Source organism: Nocardia tenerifensis NBRC 101015 (assembly GCF_000308715.1).
In the GTDB taxonomy this organism is placed as follows: domain Bacteria; phylum Actinomycetota; class Actinomycetes; order Mycobacteriales; family Mycobacteriaceae; genus Nocardia; species Nocardia tenerifensis.
This window is the reverse complement of sequence record NZ_BAGH01000569.1, coordinates 1-16,249: the sequence shown is the minus strand read 5'-3', so window position 1 is coordinate 16,249 and position 16,249 is coordinate 1. Positions and strand designations below refer to the sequence as shown.

The following is a 16,249-nucleotide window of genomic DNA, read 5'->3' as shown; positions in this document are numbered from 1 at the left end:
CTAGCGGTGGGTGGTGGGTTGCGTTGGGGGTGAGGGGGTTTGGGTGGGGTGGGTTGAGGTGGGGGTGCGGGGGGTTGTGGTCGGGGTTGTGGGGGTTGACGGCTGGTTGTAGGGCTGCACGGTTGTCGGGCGGCAGGAGAGCGAGGGGGTGGTGGTCGAGGGGGGAACCGTTGGGGTGGTGGAGGTTCGGGGTGGTGTTGTGGTGGGGCGTGGGGTGGTGGGGCGGGTCGTTGTGCTCGGGCGGGTCGTCGTCGGCTGGGTCGTCGTGGTGTAGCAGGGCTCCGACGGACGGGGTGTCGAGGTCGTCGTGCAGAGGAATGAGCACGGGACCGGTGAGCGGCCGGGGATCTGGATCGTCACCTCGATGGACAGTTCTATTCGCGGCGGCGTGGTCGGATAGGTCGGCGCGTCGGTGGTGGTTATCGGCGGCTCGGTCGTGGTCGTCGCCGGCGGGTCCGTGGTGGTCGTGCCGGTCAGCTCCGGCGGGGGCGCGGTGTCGGTCGGCTCCGTGATGGGCGCGATGTCCGATGGCTCGGCGGGCGGGGCGGAGTCGAGGGGGTCCGTCGAGATCGGATCGAGTGGCTCGATCGGCGGGTCCGTGGGCACCTGGTCCTCTGGCGCGGTCGACGCCGGATCCTCAGGCGTGGTGGTCTCCGGCGTGTTCGGTTCCGCCGGAACGGGATCCGTCGACGGATCGCTCGTCGGATCGGGCAGGCTGACCGAGAGCGCCGACGAGTCCTGGGACGCGGACGAGTCCTGAGACGTGTTCGTGTGCGCGGTGGTCTGCGCCGCCGACCCCGAGATCAGCAACCCGGCCACCACCACCACCGATCCGGTGACGGCCCCGGATTTCCGCATCGTTCGAGCCGACTGCCACCACTTCCCGCACGTCGCCTGAATGTCGAACATCGCTTGAAGCATGGCACGATCGACGCCCGCCGACGCTCCCCAGTCGAGTGGGGAAATGACGTCACGGCGTGACGATGGCGAAGCTCGGATCGGGCTTGTCGAAAAGGTCCTTCAACTTCTTCAGCGCCGTGACATCGCCTTCGACGGTGATGTCGCCCTTCAGCACAGCGGCCTGAAAATCCTGACCCGCCAGCAAGGTTCGGGCCAGCGCGCCCCTTGTGAGGGTGACGGTCACGTCAGGCGCGGGCAACCCGTCGTCGGGCCTGCGGTCATAGTGGATCAGCACCCCGTTGCGGAGTTCGGCGCGGTGCACGCGGTCGTTGTCGTCACGAAAGCGCCAATCGGAGGTGACGGCCGTGTCCCAGGCCTCGGGACCCTTGATACGCAAGGACATCGCGTCGAACGCCTGGTCGACGGTGAGGGCGGCGAGCAGCCCGGTCGAGGAGCCCTGGGTCGGCGTCCCGAAGTTGCCGCCGCGCAGTTCGGCCGCGCCACTGAGGTAGAAGTTGCGCCAGGTGGCGTTCTCGGAGCCGTAGGCGAGTTGCTCGAAGATGCCCGCCTGCAAGCGTTTCGCGGTGTCGTCGCGCGGGTCGGCGAAGATCGCGTAGTTCGCGAGCTGCGCGGCCCAGCGGTAATCGCCCGCGTCGTAAGCCTTTTGGGCCTTCTTCAGCACCTCGCGCACACCGCCCATCGCCTCGACGTGTCGTTCGGCCGACTCGACCGGCGGATGCTCCCACAGGTGGGCGGGATTGCCGTCGAACCAGCCCATGTAGCGCTGATAGATGGCCTTCACATTGTGGCTCACCGAGCCGTAATAGCCGTGGGTGGACCAGGATTTCGTCAACGCGGGCGGCAGCTGGAGCATCTCGGCGATCTCGCTGCCCACGTAGCCCTGGTTGAGCAGGCGCAGCGTCTGATCGTTCAGATAGGCGTAGAGATCGCGCTGTACGGACAGGTACTCGACGATCCGGTCCGTGCCCCAGGTCGGCCAATGGTGCGACGAGAACACCACATCGGCGTTGCGGGCGTACAGATTGATGGACTCGGTCAGGTACCGGGACCACACGTGCGGGTCGCGCACCAGCGCGCCGCGCAGGGTCAGCAGGTTGTGCATGGTGTGGGTGGCGTTCTCGGCCATGCACAGAATGCGGCGGTCCGGGAAGTAGAGGTTCATCTCCGAGGGGGCCTCGGTGCCCGGGGTCAGCTGGAACACCATGCGCACGCCGTCGACCGTCTCCTCCTGGCCGGTGCGGACGATGTCCCGCGTCGGCTCCAGCAGGGTGATGGTGCCGACCGAGGTGGTCTGGCCGAGGCCCGAGCCGATCTGCCCCTTCGGCCCGCGCGGCAGGGCGGCCCCGTACATGTAGGCGGCGCGGCGCGCCATCGCGGTCCCGGCGTAGATGTTCTCCGACACAGCGTGTTCCAGGAAACCGGCCGGGGCGAGCACCGGGCAGCGGCCACCGGTCACGTCCTGCCGCGTGGTGACCCCGAGGGTGCCGCCGAAGTGGTCGACGTGCGCGTGGCTGTAGACGAGCCCGGTCACCGGCCGGTCGCCGCGGTGCGCGCGGTAGAGCGCGAGGGCCGCCGCCGCGGTCTCCGTCGACACCAGCGGGTCGATGACGATGACGCCCGTATCACCCTCGACCAGCGTCATATTCGAGATGTCGAGTCCGCGAACCTGATAGAAGCCCGGCGCGATCTCGTACAGACCCTGCTCGGCGGTCAGCTGCGACTGCCGCCACAGGCTCGGATTCGCCGTCAGCGGACAGGGTTCCCGCAGGAAGGCGTAGGAGTCGTTGTCCCACACCGTCTTCCCGGTCGAGTCTCGGACGACGCCGGGTTCGAGCGACGCGATCCACCCTCGATCGGCGTCCGCGAAGTCGGCGACATCGCCGAACGGCATGGTCTCGGCGATCCGCTTGTTGGCGTCGGTGATGTGCCCGCTCGGCTCGACCGGCGTGGCCGACGGATTCAACTCCGTCGAGTCGCCACACGCGCTCAACCCGACGCCGGCCCCCGCCACCGCCAGTGCCGCCGCGCCGACACCCAACACGCCGCGCCGGGAAACCCGGCCCTGCTCCCGCCCATCGCCCATGTCGCGCTCCCATCTCGATTCGCCTGCCCCGGCGGATCGACCGCCGAAGCACCCGGCCGACCCTACCCACTATTGCAGCGAGACTGCAATAGTGTCTCGATGTGATGGGATGGACCCATGAGCGAGGCGACCAGGCCGCGACGGCGACGCAACCCCGAACAAACCCGGCGCGCGATCGTCGACGCCCTGCTGTCCCTGCTGAAGGACGGTGACCACGCCCCGACCACCAGGAGCATCGCCGAGCGCGCGGGCGTCTCCGAACGCAGCATCTTCGTCCACTTCCCCGGCCGCGACGACCTGCGCATCGCCGCGGTGGATCAGCAGTCCGCCGACGTAGAGGCCCTCATCGAACGCCCGGACCCCGGGCTGCCGCTCGCCGAGCGCATCGAGGCAGCCGTCCGCCAGAGCGAGGCGATCTTCGCCCTGCAGCGCAACCCCCGCGTCCTGGGACTATTGGAATCGCACCGCATCCCCGCCATGGACAAGCGAATGCGCCTGACCGACAACCGCATTCGCGCCGCACTCGCCGATGCCTTCGCCCCGGAGCTCGCCGACGGCGCGCCCCACCTGCTCGACCTCCTCGAGGCCGCACTCGGCTGGCCCCTGCGGCACCACCTCGTCGACCGTCGCGGGCTCTCCCGGCAGGCCGCCTCCGCCGCCGTCCGGCACTCGATTCGGGCGCTGCTCGCTCGCGTGGACGGGGATAACGGCGGCGGGTAAGGTCGCTGCATTCTTGATGAGGAGATCGTGCATGAAAACCATTGCCTTGCTGGCCATTGGGGTCGCACTGACCCTTACCGGGTGTAGCTCGTCCACGAACACGGACGCGGCGGCCACGACCACCGCCGCCCATGACGCGGTGCGCGGAAAGTCTTGCGAGAACTACCTTCCGGTGCTCAGCAAGCTGAAAGAGGCCAGTCCGGAGTCCGCGAACAAGACCGCGGAGGAGACCATCGCCCTGCTCCCCCAGTCCCCGCAGTGGGCGACCCTCAGCGAGGCCGACCGGCAAGCGACCATCGCGGGGATCCGCGACGCGGCGACGGGAAAGTGCTAGCTCAGCGCCCGTGTTCGCGGCGGTGCAGGGCCAGCTGGATCTCCAGGAGCAGCCGGTCGGCGGGGTCGGTGAGGTCTATGCGCAGGATCTCCTCGACGCGACGGATGCGGTAGCGCAACGTATTCGGGTGCACCTGTAGCGCGGTGGCGGCGTTGCGGACGTCGCCGTGCTCGCGCAGATAGATGTCGACGCTCTCGCGCAGGCTGGCGGAGTGCTTGCGGTCGTAGTCGGCGAGCGCGCGCAGGCGCGGATCGTGCAGCTCGGGGCGGCTGCCGACGAGGTCGAGGATCTCGCCGAGCAGGACCGCGGTGCGGGACTCGGCGAGGGTGGTGACGCGGCCGCGCGGGTAGGTGGCGACGGTGCTGTCGAGCACCCGGTCGACCTCGCGCCGCGCCCCGGCGACGCCGCCGAGATCGGCGACGGGACACGCGATGGCGGCCCGGAGTGCCAGTCCCCGTTTGGATTCCAGCTGCTCGACCAGTTGCCGGGTCCACGCGGTAACGGCATGCGCCGCTTTATAACTCGGCAGCAGCACGTACACGCGATCACCGAGCGCGGCCGTCACCGAGTCGCTCCGAAATGAGCTGGCGCGCAGGCGAAGCATGCTGCCCAGCGCAGAAGGCTCGGTCGCGGAAGCGGTTTCGGTCGCGGTGAGCGCGAACCCGACCACGGCCGCCGGACCCGTCGGCGGCAGGTTCAACGCGTCGGCCACCGCCGCGACGTCCACCGGCCCGCCCTCCCCGAACAACCGCTGAACCAGCAGCGCCTCGGTGGAGGGCGCGTCGAGGCTGCGCGAGATGAGCCGGGCCGCGATGGCCGAGGCGCCGCGCAGGATCTCCGCCGCGTCCGGCTTGAACGGCCGATTCCCCTGCTGCAACCAGATCGTGCCGAGCACCCGCGGCGCCCGCGCGCCGCCGTCGGCGGGGTGCCGGACGCTCACCGCGAGCCTGCGCTTGATGTTCAGCTCCGCGTGTTCGGGCACGTCGATGACCTCGTCGGTGCGGCGCAGCCGATCGAACACGCCCCACTTGCGCAGCACCGCCAGGTATTCGCGCGGCCCCTCCCGGCCCAGGATCGACATCACCCGCATCTGGTCGGCTTCCTCATCGGAGGAGGCGGAGTAGGCCAGCACATGGGAGTGCGGGTCCTCGATCGACACCATGCCGCCGGCGTTCTGCGCGACGATCTGCGCCAGACCGAACAGGTCGATGTCCGCGGCAACAAGCCCACTATCAACAGCCACGACTACGCCTTTCGGCCAACTCGACAACACACTCATCCCATCTTTGTCCTTTCAGCCCATTTCCCGCGCACTTTTCCGGTGTTGACTTCGGCTCACCGCCGTCCCACAGCAAGCAGGAGGATCAATGGACGCCATCGTGTCCACCCCGCGGCCGGCCAACGAGCCGGTCGGATCGTTCGCTCCCGGTAGTGCCGAACGCACCAGGTTGCAGGCGAAACTGGCCGAGCTCGGCGCGAATCAGACCGAGGTGCACCACGTCATCGGCGGCGAGCACCGGCGCAGTGCGGGCAAGACGATCAACGTCGTGCAGCCGCATCGGCACGAGGCCGTGCTCGGCACCCTGACCACCGCGAAGGCCGGCGACGTCGAGGACGCGATCGCCGCGGCCACCGCCGCCGCGCCGGCGTGGCGGGCGCTGTCGTTCGAGGATCGCGCCGCGGTGTTCCTGCGCGCCGCCGATCTGCTGGCCGGCCCGTGGCGCGAGACCATCGCCGCCGCGACGATGCTCGGCCAGTCCAAGACCGCGTACCAGGCCGAGATCGACAGCCCGTGCGAGCTCGTCGACTTCTGGCGCTTCAACGTGCATTTCGCCAGGCAGATCCTCAGCGACCAGCCGATCTCGTCTCCCGGCGTGTGGAACAAGGTGGAGTACCGACCGCTCGACGGCTTCGTCTACGCCATCACCCCGTTCAACTTCACCGCCATCGCGGGCAACCTGCCGACCGCGCCCGCGCTGATGGGCAACACCGTCATCTGGAAGCCGGCGATGACCCAGTCGGTCGCGGCCTACTGGACGATGAAGCTGCTGGAGGCGGCCGGACTGCCGCCCGGCGTCATCAATCTGGTGCACGGCGCGGGGCCGAAGGTCTCCGATGTCGCGCTCGCGGATCGCCGGCTGGCCGGCATCCACTTCACCGGCTCCACCGCGACCTTCCAGCACCTGTGGCGCTCGGTCGCGGCCAATATCGCCGACTACGACGCCTACCCGCGCCTGGTCGGCGAGACCGGCGGCAAGGACTTCGTCCTCGCGCACAGCTCGGCCGATCCCGACGTGCTGAGCACCGCGCTCATTCGCGGCGCGTTCGACTACCAGGGGCAGAAGTGCTCGGCGGCGTCGCGCGCGTTCATCCCGAAGTCGGTGTGGGCCAAGATGAGTCGCGATTTCCTGGACAAGGTCGCCACGCTCACCTACGGCGACGTCACCGATTTCAGCCACTTCGGCGGCGCGCTGATCGACCAGCGCGCGTTCGACAAGAACGTCGAGGCCATCGCCCGCGCCAAGGCGACGCCGAGCCTGTCCATCGCCGCGGGCGGCCACGCCGACGACTCGGTCGGCTACTTCGTCGACCCGACCGTGCTGCTCGGCGAGGACCCCACCGACGAGGCGTTCCACACCGAGTACTTCGGCCCGATCCTGTCGGTGCACGTCTACGACGACTCGGCTCCCGGCGCGTTCGAGCAGACCCTCGAGCTGATCGATCGGGGTTCGCCCTACGCGCTGACCGGCGCGATCATCGCCGACGACCGCGCGGCCATCGCCACGGCCACCGAGGGCCTGCGCTTCGCGGCGGGCAATTTCTACATCAACGACAAACCCACCGGCGCGGTCGTCGGACAGCAGCCGTTCGGCGGGTCGCGCGCCTCGGGCACCAACGACAAGGCCGGCTCGGCGCAGAACCTGCTGCGCTGGACGTCCGCCCGGACCATCAAGGAGACGTTCGTCCCGGCGACCGACCACCGCTACCCGCACCAGGAGGCGTGATGAGCCACACTGGCGCAGCTTCGCTCATCGGAGCCGACCGGGTGCGGGTGTCCCGCAAGACACAGGAGGCCTGATGCCTTTCTCGGCTCTGCTGCGGCCCGCGATGCTGGCCGCGTCCCGCTCTCCGCGCATGGAGCGCACCATCACCCGCATCCCGACGACCAAGAAACTGGTCGACCGGTTCGTCGCGGGCGACTCCGCCGATCAGGCGGTGGCCGCGGTCGAGGCGCTGCTCGGCTCCGGCCGCTACGTCACCATCGACTACCTCGGCGAGGACACCACCGAGATCGAGCAGGCCCGCACCACCGTCACGCACTACCTGCACATGCTCTCGGCCCTCGGCCGGCTGAACAGCACGGCGGAGACGGAATCGGTTCGGCCGCTGGAGGTTTCGCTGAAGCTCTCGGCGCTGGGCCAGTCCCTGCCCAGGGACGGTCACGCGATCGCGCTCGAGCACGCGCACCGGATCTGCGCGGCGGCGGCCGAGGCCGGGGTCTGGGTGAACATCGACGCAGAGGACCACACGACCACCGACTCCACGCTGGGCATCGTGCGCGAGCTGCGCGGCGAGTTCCCCAGCCTCGGCACCGTTCTGCAGGCGTATCTGCGACGCACCGAGGGCGACTGCCGCGAGCTCTCGGGCGAGGGTTCGCGCATCCGGCTGTGCAAGGGGGCGTACAAGGAACCCGCCTCGGTGGCGTATCAGGATCGCGCCGAGGTCGACGCGTCCTATCTGCGCTGCCTTCGCGTGCTGATGCTCGGCGACGGATACCCGATGGTGGCCACCCACGACCCCGCGCTCATCGAGGCGGCGCGCGAGTGCGTGGAGACCACCCACCGCAAGCCCGACGAGTTCGAGTTCCAGATGCTCTACGGCATCCGCGACGCCGAGCAGCGCAGGCTGGTGGACGAGGGGAATCACCTGCGGGTCTACGTGCCCTACGGCGATCAGTGGTACGGCTATTTCATGCGCAGACTGGCCGAGCGCCCGGCCAATGTCGCGTTCTTCCTGCGGTCGTTGAAGCCGGGAAGTCAGCGGTAAAACCGACGGCACAGTCCGTTCGGCCAACCACGCTGAACAATATTTGGCCAACTCGCCGATCACAGTCGCGCCGTGGTCGTATTTAGTAACCACAGCTCGAAGTGTGATCCGCGTTACGCATTGTCGCGTGACGCGGAGGACGAAAGGAACCACATGTCCATCGCGGAGTTGCGCAGCCAAATGCTGCGCCGCAAACCCTTGGGGCAGGTCGAAGACGAGGGATCCACCGACGAACAGTTGGCGCGGTCGCTCGGCCTGTGGCAGCTCACCGCCATCGGCGTCGGCGGCATCATCGGGGCGGGCATCTTCACGCTCGCCGGCAAGGTAGCGAACTCCGTCACCGGACCCTCGGTGCTGATCTCGTTCCTGATCGCCGGTGTCGCCAGCGCGGCGGCGGCGCTGTGCTACGCCGAGTTCGCGGGCATGGTGCCGAAGGCGGGCTCGGCCTACACCTACGGTTACGTCTCGCTCGGCGAGATCGGGGGCTGGTTCATCGGCTGGGACCTGCTGCTGGAGTACATCGCGGTGGCGGCGGTGGTCGCGATCGGCGTGTCCGGCTACTTCCGCTTCCTGCTCGGGCAGGTGGACATCGCGCTGCCCGACTGGATGATGGGCGCGAACGGCACCGGCGACGGCCACGTGGTCGACGTCTTCGCGATGCTGTTCTGCCTCGGCACGGCGTGGCTGCTCTCGCGCGGCATCCGCAGCGTGGGCCGGTTCGAGTCCGTCGCGGTGGTCATCAAGGTGGCGTTGGTCGTGCTCATCGTGGTGCTCGGCGTGTTCCACATCGACAGCTCGAACTACACCCCGTACTTCCCGTTCGGCGCGGGCGCGGTGTGGACCGGCGCGGCCACGGTGTTCTTCGCGGTGTTCGGCTACGACGCGATGAGCACGGCGGCCGAGGAGTCGATCGACGGCAAGAAGCATCTGCCGAAGGCCATCATCTACTCGCTGGTCATCGCCATGGTGCTGTACGTGCTCGCCACCCTGGTGCTCACCGGCATGCAGAAGTACACCGAGATCAGCCCGACGAGCGGTTTCTCGACGGCGTTCGAGTCGGTCGGCATGCCGGGCATCGCGAACATCATCGCGATCGGCGCGATCGTCGGCATCGTCACCGTCGTGCTCACGTTCATGCTCGGCGTGACCCGGGTCTGGTACGCGATGAGCCGCGACGGCCTGCTGCCCGAGTGGTTCGCCAAGACGCATCCGGTGCGCAAGGTGCCGACCAGGGTCACCTGGATCGTCGGCATCGGCGCCGCGGTGATGGCCGGCCTGCTCGACATCACCGTCGTGGCCGAGCTGACCAATATCGGCATCCTGATGGCCTTCATCGTGGTCTCGGTCGCGGTGATCGTGTTGCGGCGCACCAGGCCCGATGAGCCGAGGCAGTTCCGGCTGCCGTTCATGCCGGTGATCCCGCTGATCGGCATCGGCTTCTCGATCTACCTCATCTGGTCGCTGCCCGGGCGTACCTGGGTGCGATTCGGGGTGTGGCTGGTGGTCGGGCTCGCCGTGTACTTCCTGTACTCGCGCAGGCACTCCAAGCTGGAGCGGACGGGCTCGGTGGACACCGCCGAGGTCGGCTGAGAGATCTCCGAGGGGCACCGACGCCGGCTCCTCGGGCCGGTTGGGTGGGCGGCCGCTGGCCGCCCACCCAATTCTGTTTCCTGCCAGTCCTTTTGATGCTCTGCGCGCATCAGTCGATTCCGAAACGGTGTTGGACAGGCATCAGACCAGCGCCTTAGCCTTCTGATACGTCGCACGGTGAGTGATCCATCCCACACTCGCCGCTGGACACAGGAGGACGACGATGGTGGAAAGTTGCCGGGCCCCAGGGCCTTTCGGCCGCATCGGAGCCGATGCGGCATGAGCGAGCACCGAATTCTGATCACCGGCGCGGCCGGCGGGATGGGCACGCTCATGCGGCCGCGCCTACGCCGCCCCGATCGCATCCTGCGCCTGCTCGACGTGGCCGAACTCCCCGCTCCCACACCGGATGAGCGGGTCGAGCTCGTCACCGGCTCGATCACCGACGCCGGCGCCATGGCAGCCGCGTGCCGCGAGGTCGACGCGATCATCCATCTCGGCGGGGTCAGCCGCGAGGACAGCTGGGAGCGGGTGCTCGCGGTGAATGTCGAGGGGACGCATACCGTTCTGGAGGCCGCCCGTGCGGCGGGCGTGTCCCGCGTCGTGCTCGCGTCGAGCAATCACGCCGTGGGATATCGGGCCGTCGGTGAGGCGGGCCCGGAAGGCATTGCCGCAGAGGCTCCTTCGCGGCCGGACACCTACTACGGGTTCAGCAAGGCGGCGATCGAGGCGCTCGGCAGCCTGTACCACTCGCGGTTCGGCATGGACGTGATCTGCGTGCGGATCGGGTCGTGCTTCGAACGACCGAGCGATGTTCGCGGACTGTCGATGTGGCTATCCCCCGACGACGGCGCACGACTGTTCGAGGCGTGCCTGAGTGCGGAACACCCTGGCTTCCGGGTGATCTGGGGCGTGTCGAAGAATACGCGCGCCGTGGTGTCCCTGCGCGAGGCCGAGGAGCTCGGATACCGCAGCCTCGACGACGCCGAGAAATTCGCGAACGAGGTTCCGGCCGGGGCCGCACCGGAATTCATCGGCGGCGCTTTTCTCGATACCCCACTCGGCACGCCGAATCCGCTCTGATACAAGGCCATTCGCTCCATCGCGAAAGAAGCGCAGCACAATGCAGGACGACTCCACGGTGCGGGCCCGGAAATCGGCCCTCGGCACCAATGTTCATTTTCTCTACTTCTTCGGCGCGCTCGGCGGCATCCTGTTCGGCTACGACCTCGGGGTCATCTCCGGCGTGCTGCTGTTCCTCGAGGACGCCTGGGAGCTGACCTCGGTCACCAAGGGCGTGATCGGCGGCTGCCTGGCCGCGGGCGCGATCCTCGGCGCGGCCATCGCGGGCCGGATCACCGATCGGCTCGGCCGGCGGCGCACCATCATGATCGCCGCGGCGGTCTTCGGCGTCGGCGCGCTCGGGTGCGCGGCGGCGCCGAACGTCACCGTGCTGGTCGTCGCCCGGTTCGTCACCGGCATCGCGGTCGGCTGCTCCTCGGCGACCGTGCCGACCTACCTGTCGGAGCTGGCGCCGACCAGGGCGCGCGGCGCGCTGTCGACGCTGAACCAGCTGATGATCGTCTCCGGCATCCTGCTCGCCTACATCGTCGACTGGGCGCTGTCCGGATCGGGCAACTGGCGCTTGATGTTCGGCGTCGCCGCCGTGCCCGCGGTCGTGCTGTTCCTCGGCATGACGGTGCTGCCGGAGACCCCGCGCTGGCTGGTGCGGGCGGGCCGGGAGGACGAGGCCCGCGCGGTGCTCGCGGGCACCCACCGCTCGACCGAGATCGAGGACGAACTCGCCAGTATCCGCGCGGTGAACCGGCTCGATGCGCAGCAGAAGGGCCGCCTGCGCGACCTGTGGGCGCCGTGGGCGCGGCCCGCGCTGATCGTCGCGCTGATCCTGGCCGTCGGCCAGCAGTTCTCCGGCGTCAACGCGGTAAACCTCTACGCGCCAACGATGTTCACCGATCTCGGGTTCGGCAACTCGACCTCGCTGCTCGCGGCCATCGTGCTCGGCGCCGTCAAGGTGGCGTTCACCGCCTGGGTGATCTTCGTGGTCGACCGGTGGGGCCGCAAGCCGCTGCTGCTGCTCGGCAATGTCTGCATGGCGCTGTCGCTATTGCTGCTCGGCGTCATCGTGCTCACCGTGGACGATCACACGGTCACCGGCCTGACCACGCTGATCCTGCTCAATGTCTACCTGGCCGGGTACGAGCTGGGCTGGGGCGCGGTGGTCTGGGTGATGATGGCGGAGGTCTTCCCGCTGCGGGTGCGCGGCGTCGGCATGGGGGTCGGCAGCGTGGTGCTGTGGAGCTCGACGTTCGCCATCACGTTCCTGTTCCCGGTGATGAACGACCATCTGGGACTTGCCAAGTCGGCCTGGTGCTTCGCCGGGGTCAGCGTGGTGATGTTCGGGCTCGTGCAGCGGTTCGTGCCCGAGACCAACGGGCGCAGCCTGGAGCAGATCGAGCTCGACCTGCGCGCCAGGGTCGGCGGACGCGCCGCGGAGACGGCGTGACCGGGGCGCGCTCCGGCGCGGGCCGCAGCGTCGTCTACGTGTCGAACGCCGACAGTCACGAGATCTCGGTGCTGCTGCTCGACTCCACCGGCGCGCTCTCGCCGGTGGAGTCGATCCCGGCGGACGGGATGGTCATGCCGCTGGCGATCAGCCCGGACCGCCGCTTTCTCTACGCGGGACTGCGGTCGGAACCGTTCTCGGTCAAGACTTTCGGCATCGACCCGATAAGCGGCTCGCCGATCCCGGTGGCCACCACGGCGTTACCGGACAACATGGCCTACCTCGCCACCGATCGGACGGGCCGGTTCCTGCTCAGCGCCTCGTACACCGGGGACAGGATCGCGGTCAATCCGATCGCGGCGGACGGCACGGTGGCCGCGCGGCCCAGCGAGGTCATCGGCACCGCGCCGCACGCGCATTCGATCGTCGCGGATCCGTCGAACAATTACGTGTTCGCCGCGGTACTCGGCGGTGATCACCTGCTGCACTACCGGTTCGACGCCGCATCCGGCCGATTGACGCCGAACCGGCCCGCCGCCGTCGGCACCGAACTCGGCGCGGGACCGCGGCATATCGTCTTCCACCCGAACGGCCGCGTGGCCTACGCGACGAACGAGCTGAACGGAACGGTCAGCAGCTACCTGTTCGACCCGGAGACCGGAACACTCACCCTCATGGCGTCGATATCGGTACTGCCACAAGGGTTCTCGGGCAACCCGTGGACCTCTGACGCGCACGTCACGCCGGACGGCCGCTATCTGTATGTGTCCGAACGGTCTTCGGACACCCTCGCCGCGATCCGCGTCGACGGCGTGCCCGGCGCGCTCGAACTCCTCGGCCACACCCCCACCGAGTCTCAGCCACGCGGCTTCGCCCTCGATCCGCGCGGCCGCTTCCTGGTGGCCGCGGGCCAGAAGTCGCACGCGATCACCGCCTACGCCGTCGACCGGGACACCGGCGCGCTCACGGCGGTGGCCCGCGCACCGGTCGGCCGCGACCCGAACTGGGTCGAGATCATCGACCTGCCCGCCGCATGATCGGCCGCGTCGAGGAGGCCGGTATCCGCCCGCCGCGGCGAGATCACCCCCGGCCGCGCCCCGCGCCGGGCAGGCTGGCAGCCATGGTCGCACTGGAGCAGGTCCGCGGGTTCGTCATGGTCGCCGAGGAGGGCAGTTTCCGCCGCGCGGCGCAGCGGCTCCGGATGACCCAACCGCCGCTGAGCAGGCAGATACAGAAGCTCGAGCGCGATATCGGCGTCGAGCTGTTCGACCGCGGCCAGCGGCAGGTCAGGCTGACGCCGGCGGGCGAGGTCTTCCTGATCGAGGCCCGCAGGCTGCTGGCCCTCGCCGAGGGCGCGCCCGACACCGCCCGGCTGGTCGCGGCGGGCGGGGCGGGCACCGTGCGGATCGGCTTCACCGCGGCCTCGGGGTTCGGGTTCCTCGGCCGCCTCCTCAACCACATCGAGCAAGGCCTGCCGGGGGTCGAGGTGGTGCTGCGCGAGATGGTGAGCTCGGTGCAGTTCGAGAACCTGCGCAGCGGCGCGCTGGACCTGGCGCTGGCCCGGCCGCCGTTCGACCGCGCCGAGTTCGACTGCGAACTGGTGCATTCCGAGCGGCTCGTGCTCGCGCTGCCCGAGGCGCATCCGCTCGTGGCACCCGACCCGATCGCGGTCGAGGAGCTGAGCGGCGAGACGCTGCTGGTGTACGCGCCGGGCCCGGCGCGCTACTTCGCCGATCTGGTCGCGGGAATCCTTGCCGCCGTGCCCTATACGTCGACCCATGAGCTGACCCAGGTGCACACCATGCTCGCGCTGGTCGCCGCCGGTCGCGGCCTGGCGCTCGTACCGGAGACGGCCTGCCATCTGCACCCCGACGGCGTGCGGTTCCGGCCGCTGGACGGCGTCGAGGATCCCGTTGTGCTGTACGCGGTCTGGCGGCGCGACTGCGCGAACCCGGCGCTGCCCAGGGTCGTTCGGCTGCTCGACTCGCTGCCACCCGCCCACTGAAAGGAACCGAATGTCGCATCTGTCCGCCGAAGAACTGGGGCCCGCGCTGGGTCAGGGTCTGTTGTCGTTCCCCGTCACGCATTTCGACGCCGACCTCAGGTTCGACGAGGCCGCGTACCGCAAGCACATCGCCTGGCTCGCGCAGTACGACGTCGCCGGGCTGTTCGCCGCGGGCGGCACCGGCGAGGGCTTCTCCCTGACACCCGCCGAGATCGATCAGGTGGTGCGCGCGGCGGTCGCGGAGACCGGCGGGCGGATCCCGGTCATCGCGCCCGCCACCGCGGGCACCGCGGCCGCCGTCGAGCAGGCCAGGGCGGCGGAAGTCGCCGGGGCCGAAGGCATTCTGCTGCTGCCGCCGTATCTGACCGAGGCGGGTCCGGAGGGGCTGGTCGAGCACGTCGCCACGGTCTGCGCGGCCACCTCGCTCGGCGTCGTCTTCTACAGCCGCGCCAATGCCGCGTGCAACGACGTGACCTTGGCGCGGATGGCCGAGCGCTGCCCGAACCTGGTGGGCTTCAAGGACGGCGTCGGCAATATCGAGACGATGACCCGGATCTACGCCCGGCTCGGCGACCGGCTCACCTACATCGGCGGGCTGCCCACCGCGGAGACCTTCGCCCTGCCGTACACCGAAATGGGCGTCACCACTTACTCTTCCGCGATCTTCAACTTCCTGCCCGAGTTCGCGCTCGCGTTCTACCGCGCGGTGCGCGCCAGAGACCGCGACACCGTCTATCGGCACCTGCGCGAGTTCGTCCTCCCCTACCTCGACATCCGCGACCGGCGGCCGGGTTACGCGGTGTCCATCATCAAGGCCGGGCTCACCGCGATCGGCCGCCCGGCCGGGCCGGTGCGGCCGCCGCTGACCAACCTCACCGACGCCGAGCGCGCCGAGCTCGGCGCGCTGATCCGCACCGTCACCGGCGTGGCCGCGGCATGAGCGGCGCGGCGACGCTGGACCGCGTCACCGAGGTCACCGTCTCCTCCGTCGTGCTGCCCCTGCCCACCGGCGTGAGCGACGCCAAGGTGCTGACGGGCCGTCAGCAGCCGATGACCGAGGTGGCGGTGTTGTTCGCGGAGATCACCGCCGAGTCCGGGCTGACCGGGCTCGGTCTCGGCTACTCGAAACGCGCAGGCGGCCCAGGGCAATTCGCGCACGCGCGCGAGCTCTGCCCCGTACTGCTCGGCGCGGATCCCAGCGATATCGCCAAGATCTGGGACAGGCTGATGTGGGCGGGGGCCTCGGTCGGGCGCGGCGGGCTCGCCGTGCAGGCGATCGCGGCGTTCGACATCGCGCTGTGGGACCTCAAGGCCAAACGCGCCGGGCTGCCGCTGGCCAAACTGCTCGGCGCACACCGTGATTCGGTGCGCTGCTACAACACCACCGGCGGCTTCCTGCACCTGTCGATCGAGGAGGTGCTCGACCGCGCGGCCGAGAGCCTCGCGCGCGGCATCGGCGGCGTCAAACTCAAAGTGGGACACCCGGACAGCGCGATCGACCTGGCCCGGGTGACGGCGGTGCGGGAGAAGCTCGGCGACCGGGTGCCGTTGATGGTCGACGCGAACCAGCAGTGGGACCGGGCGACCGCGCGCCGCATGTGCCGCGCGCTCGACCCGTTCGGGCTGGCGTGGATCGAGGAACCCTTGGACGCCTTCGACTTCGACGGCCACGCCCGGCTGGTGTCGACCTTCGACACCCCGATAGCGACGGGCGAGATGCTGACGAGCGCGGCCGAGCACGCCCGGCTCATCGGCGCGGGCGGGGCCGATATCGTGCAGCCCGACGCGCCCCGGATCGGCGGCATCACCCAGTTCCTGAAGGAGATGGCGCTGGCTGACAGTGAAAATATCGCGCTGGCACCGCATTTCGCGATGGAGGTGCACGTCCACCTCGCCGCGGCCTACCCGCGCGAATCCTGGGTCGAGCATTTCGAATGGTTCGACCCGCTCTTCGACGAGCGCATGACGATCGCCGACGGGCGCATGCACCTGTCGGCCCGCCCCGGCCTCGGCGTGTCACTCAGC

Annotated in this window: 14 protein-coding genes; 11 read left to right on the top strand and 3 right to left on the bottom strand. The window is 69.3% G+C overall.

The features are described 5' to 3' along the window. On the bottom strand, nucleotides 1-858 hold the full coding sequence (locus tag ON39_RS49935; protein ID WP_157195592.1) for a hypothetical protein: 858 nt from the start codon (nucleotides 856-858) through the stop codon (nucleotides 1-3). Nucleotides 859-970: 112 nt separating this feature from the next. Continuing rightward, complete coding sequence (locus ON39_RS37415) at nucleotides 971-2,812, bottom strand: alkyl/aryl-sulfatase (protein WP_085998330.1); 1,842 nt, start codon at nucleotides 2,810-2,812, stop codon at nucleotides 971-973. A 309-nt stretch (nucleotides 2,813-3,121) separates the two neighbouring features. Between ON39_RS37415 and ON39_RS37410 the strand changes: the two genes are divergently transcribed. Together ON39_RS37410 and ON39_RS37405 are read left to right on the top strand one after the other, a co-directional pair. Next, nucleotides 3,122-3,724 carry a TetR/AcrR family transcriptional regulator gene (locus ON39_RS37410; protein ID WP_040741245.1) on the top strand — a complete coding sequence of 201 codons (603 nt, stop codon included), beginning with the start codon at nucleotides 3,122-3,124 and terminating at the stop codon, nucleotides 3,722-3,724. Nucleotides 3,725-3,755: 31 nt separating this feature from the next. Then, a complete protein-coding gene (locus tag ON39_RS37405) occupies nucleotides 3,756-4,058 on the top strand; it encodes a hypothetical protein (protein WP_040741244.1) in 303 nt (100 codons plus the stop codon). Between the two features lies 1 nt (nucleotide 4,059). Here the strand turns inward: ON39_RS37405 and ON39_RS37400 are convergent, their stop codons facing one another. After that, nucleotides 4,060-5,301: a PucR family transcriptional regulator gene (locus tag ON39_RS37400; protein WP_040741242.1), complete on the bottom strand. Its 1,242-nt coding sequence runs from the start codon at nucleotides 5,299-5,301 to the stop codon at nucleotides 4,060-4,062. Nucleotides 5,302-5,425: 124 nt separating this feature from the next. Here ON39_RS37400 and pruA point away from each other — a divergent pair, with 124 nt between their 5' ends. The 9 genes from pruA to ON39_RS37355 all read left to right on the top strand — a co-directional run. After that, a complete protein-coding gene (pruA, locus tag ON39_RS37395; protein WP_040741240.1) occupies nucleotides 5,426-7,063 on the top strand; it encodes an L-glutamate gamma-semialdehyde dehydrogenase in 1,638 nt (545 codons plus the stop codon). Nucleotides 7,064-7,136: 73 nt separating this feature from the next. Continuing rightward, nucleotides 7,137-8,105 (top strand): proline dehydrogenase family protein, encoded by a 969-nt coding sequence (locus ON39_RS37390; RefSeq protein WP_040741238.1) that lies wholly within the window; start codon nucleotides 7,137-7,139, stop codon nucleotides 8,103-8,105. 153 nt (nucleotides 8,106-8,258) lie between these two features. Then, nucleotides 8,259-9,695: an amino acid permease gene (locus tag ON39_RS37385; protein ID WP_040741252.1), complete on the top strand. Its 1,437-nt coding sequence runs from the start codon at nucleotides 8,259-8,261 to the stop codon at nucleotides 9,693-9,695. A gap of 279 nt (nucleotides 9,696-9,974) precedes the next feature. Beyond that, complete coding sequence (locus tag ON39_RS37380) at nucleotides 9,975-10,778, top strand: NAD-dependent epimerase/dehydratase family protein (RefSeq protein WP_040741236.1); 804 nt, start codon at nucleotides 9,975-9,977, stop codon at nucleotides 10,776-10,778. A 40-nt stretch (nucleotides 10,779-10,818) separates the two neighbouring features. Continuing rightward, nucleotides 10,819-12,219, top strand: a complete 1,401-nt coding sequence (locus ON39_RS37375) for a sugar porter family MFS transporter (protein ID WP_051187595.1) — start codon at nucleotides 10,819-10,821, stop codon at nucleotides 12,217-12,219. After that, on the top strand, nucleotides 12,216-13,256 hold the full coding sequence (locus ON39_RS37370; protein WP_040741234.1) for a lactonase family protein: 1,041 nt from the start codon (nucleotides 12,216-12,218) through the stop codon (nucleotides 13,254-13,256). The genes ON39_RS37375 and ON39_RS37370 overlap by 4 nt, the downstream gene beginning before the upstream one ends. Before the next feature lie 83 nt (nucleotides 13,257-13,339). Next, nucleotides 13,340-14,224, top strand: a complete 885-nt coding sequence (locus ON39_RS37365) for a LysR family transcriptional regulator (RefSeq protein WP_040741248.1) — start codon at nucleotides 13,340-13,342, stop codon at nucleotides 14,222-14,224. 10 nt (nucleotides 14,225-14,234) lie between these two features. Then, nucleotides 14,235-15,164 (top strand): 5-dehydro-4-deoxyglucarate dehydratase, encoded by a 930-nt coding sequence (gene kdgD, locus ON39_RS37360; RefSeq protein ID WP_040741231.1) that lies wholly within the window; start codon nucleotides 14,235-14,237, stop codon nucleotides 15,162-15,164. Then, a partial coding sequence (locus tag ON39_RS37355; RefSeq protein ID WP_040741229.1) for an L-talarate/galactarate dehydratase occupies nucleotides 15,161-16,249 on the top strand: 1,089 nt, incomplete at its 3' end. The genes kdgD and ON39_RS37355, both read left to right, overlap by 4 nt.

What these genes read in the sequence shown, in the direction of transcription:
- ON39_RS49935 (WP_157195592.1), bottom strand. Translation starts at nt 858, where the DNA reads ATGCGGAAATCCGGGGCCGTCACCGGATCGGTGGTGGTGGTGGCCGGG.
- ON39_RS37415 (WP_085998330.1), bottom strand. Translation starts at nt 2,812, where the DNA reads ATGCCGTTCGGCGATGTCGCCGACTTCGCGGACGCCGATCGAGGGTGG.
- ON39_RS37410 (WP_040741245.1), top strand. Translation starts at nt 3,122, where the DNA reads ATGAGCGAGGCGACCAGGCCGCGACGGCGACGCAACCCCGAACAAACC.
- ON39_RS37405 (WP_040741244.1), top strand. Translation starts at nt 3,756, where the DNA reads ATGAAAACCATTGCCTTGCTGGCCATTGGGGTCGCACTGACCCTTACC.
- pruA (WP_040741240.1), top strand. Translation starts at nt 5,426, where the DNA reads ATGGACGCCATCGTGTCCACCCCGCGGCCGGCCAACGAGCCGGTCGGA.
- ON39_RS37390 (WP_040741238.1), top strand. Translation starts at nt 7,137, where the DNA reads ATGCCTTTCTCGGCTCTGCTGCGGCCCGCGATGCTGGCCGCGTCCCGC.
- ON39_RS37385 (WP_040741252.1), top strand. Translation starts at nt 8,259, where the DNA reads ATGTCCATCGCGGAGTTGCGCAGCCAAATGCTGCGCCGCAAACCCTTG.
- ON39_RS37380 (WP_040741236.1), top strand. Translation starts at nt 9,975, where the DNA reads ATGAGCGAGCACCGAATTCTGATCACCGGCGCGGCCGGCGGGATGGGC.
- ON39_RS37375 (WP_051187595.1), top strand. Translation starts at nt 10,819, where the DNA reads ATGCAGGACGACTCCACGGTGCGGGCCCGGAAATCGGCCCTCGGCACC.
- ON39_RS37365 (WP_040741248.1), top strand. Translation starts at nt 13,340, where the DNA reads ATGGTCGCACTGGAGCAGGTCCGCGGGTTCGTCATGGTCGCCGAGGAG.
- kdgD (WP_040741231.1), top strand. Translation starts at nt 14,235, where the DNA reads ATGTCGCATCTGTCCGCCGAAGAACTGGGGCCCGCGCTGGGTCAGGGT.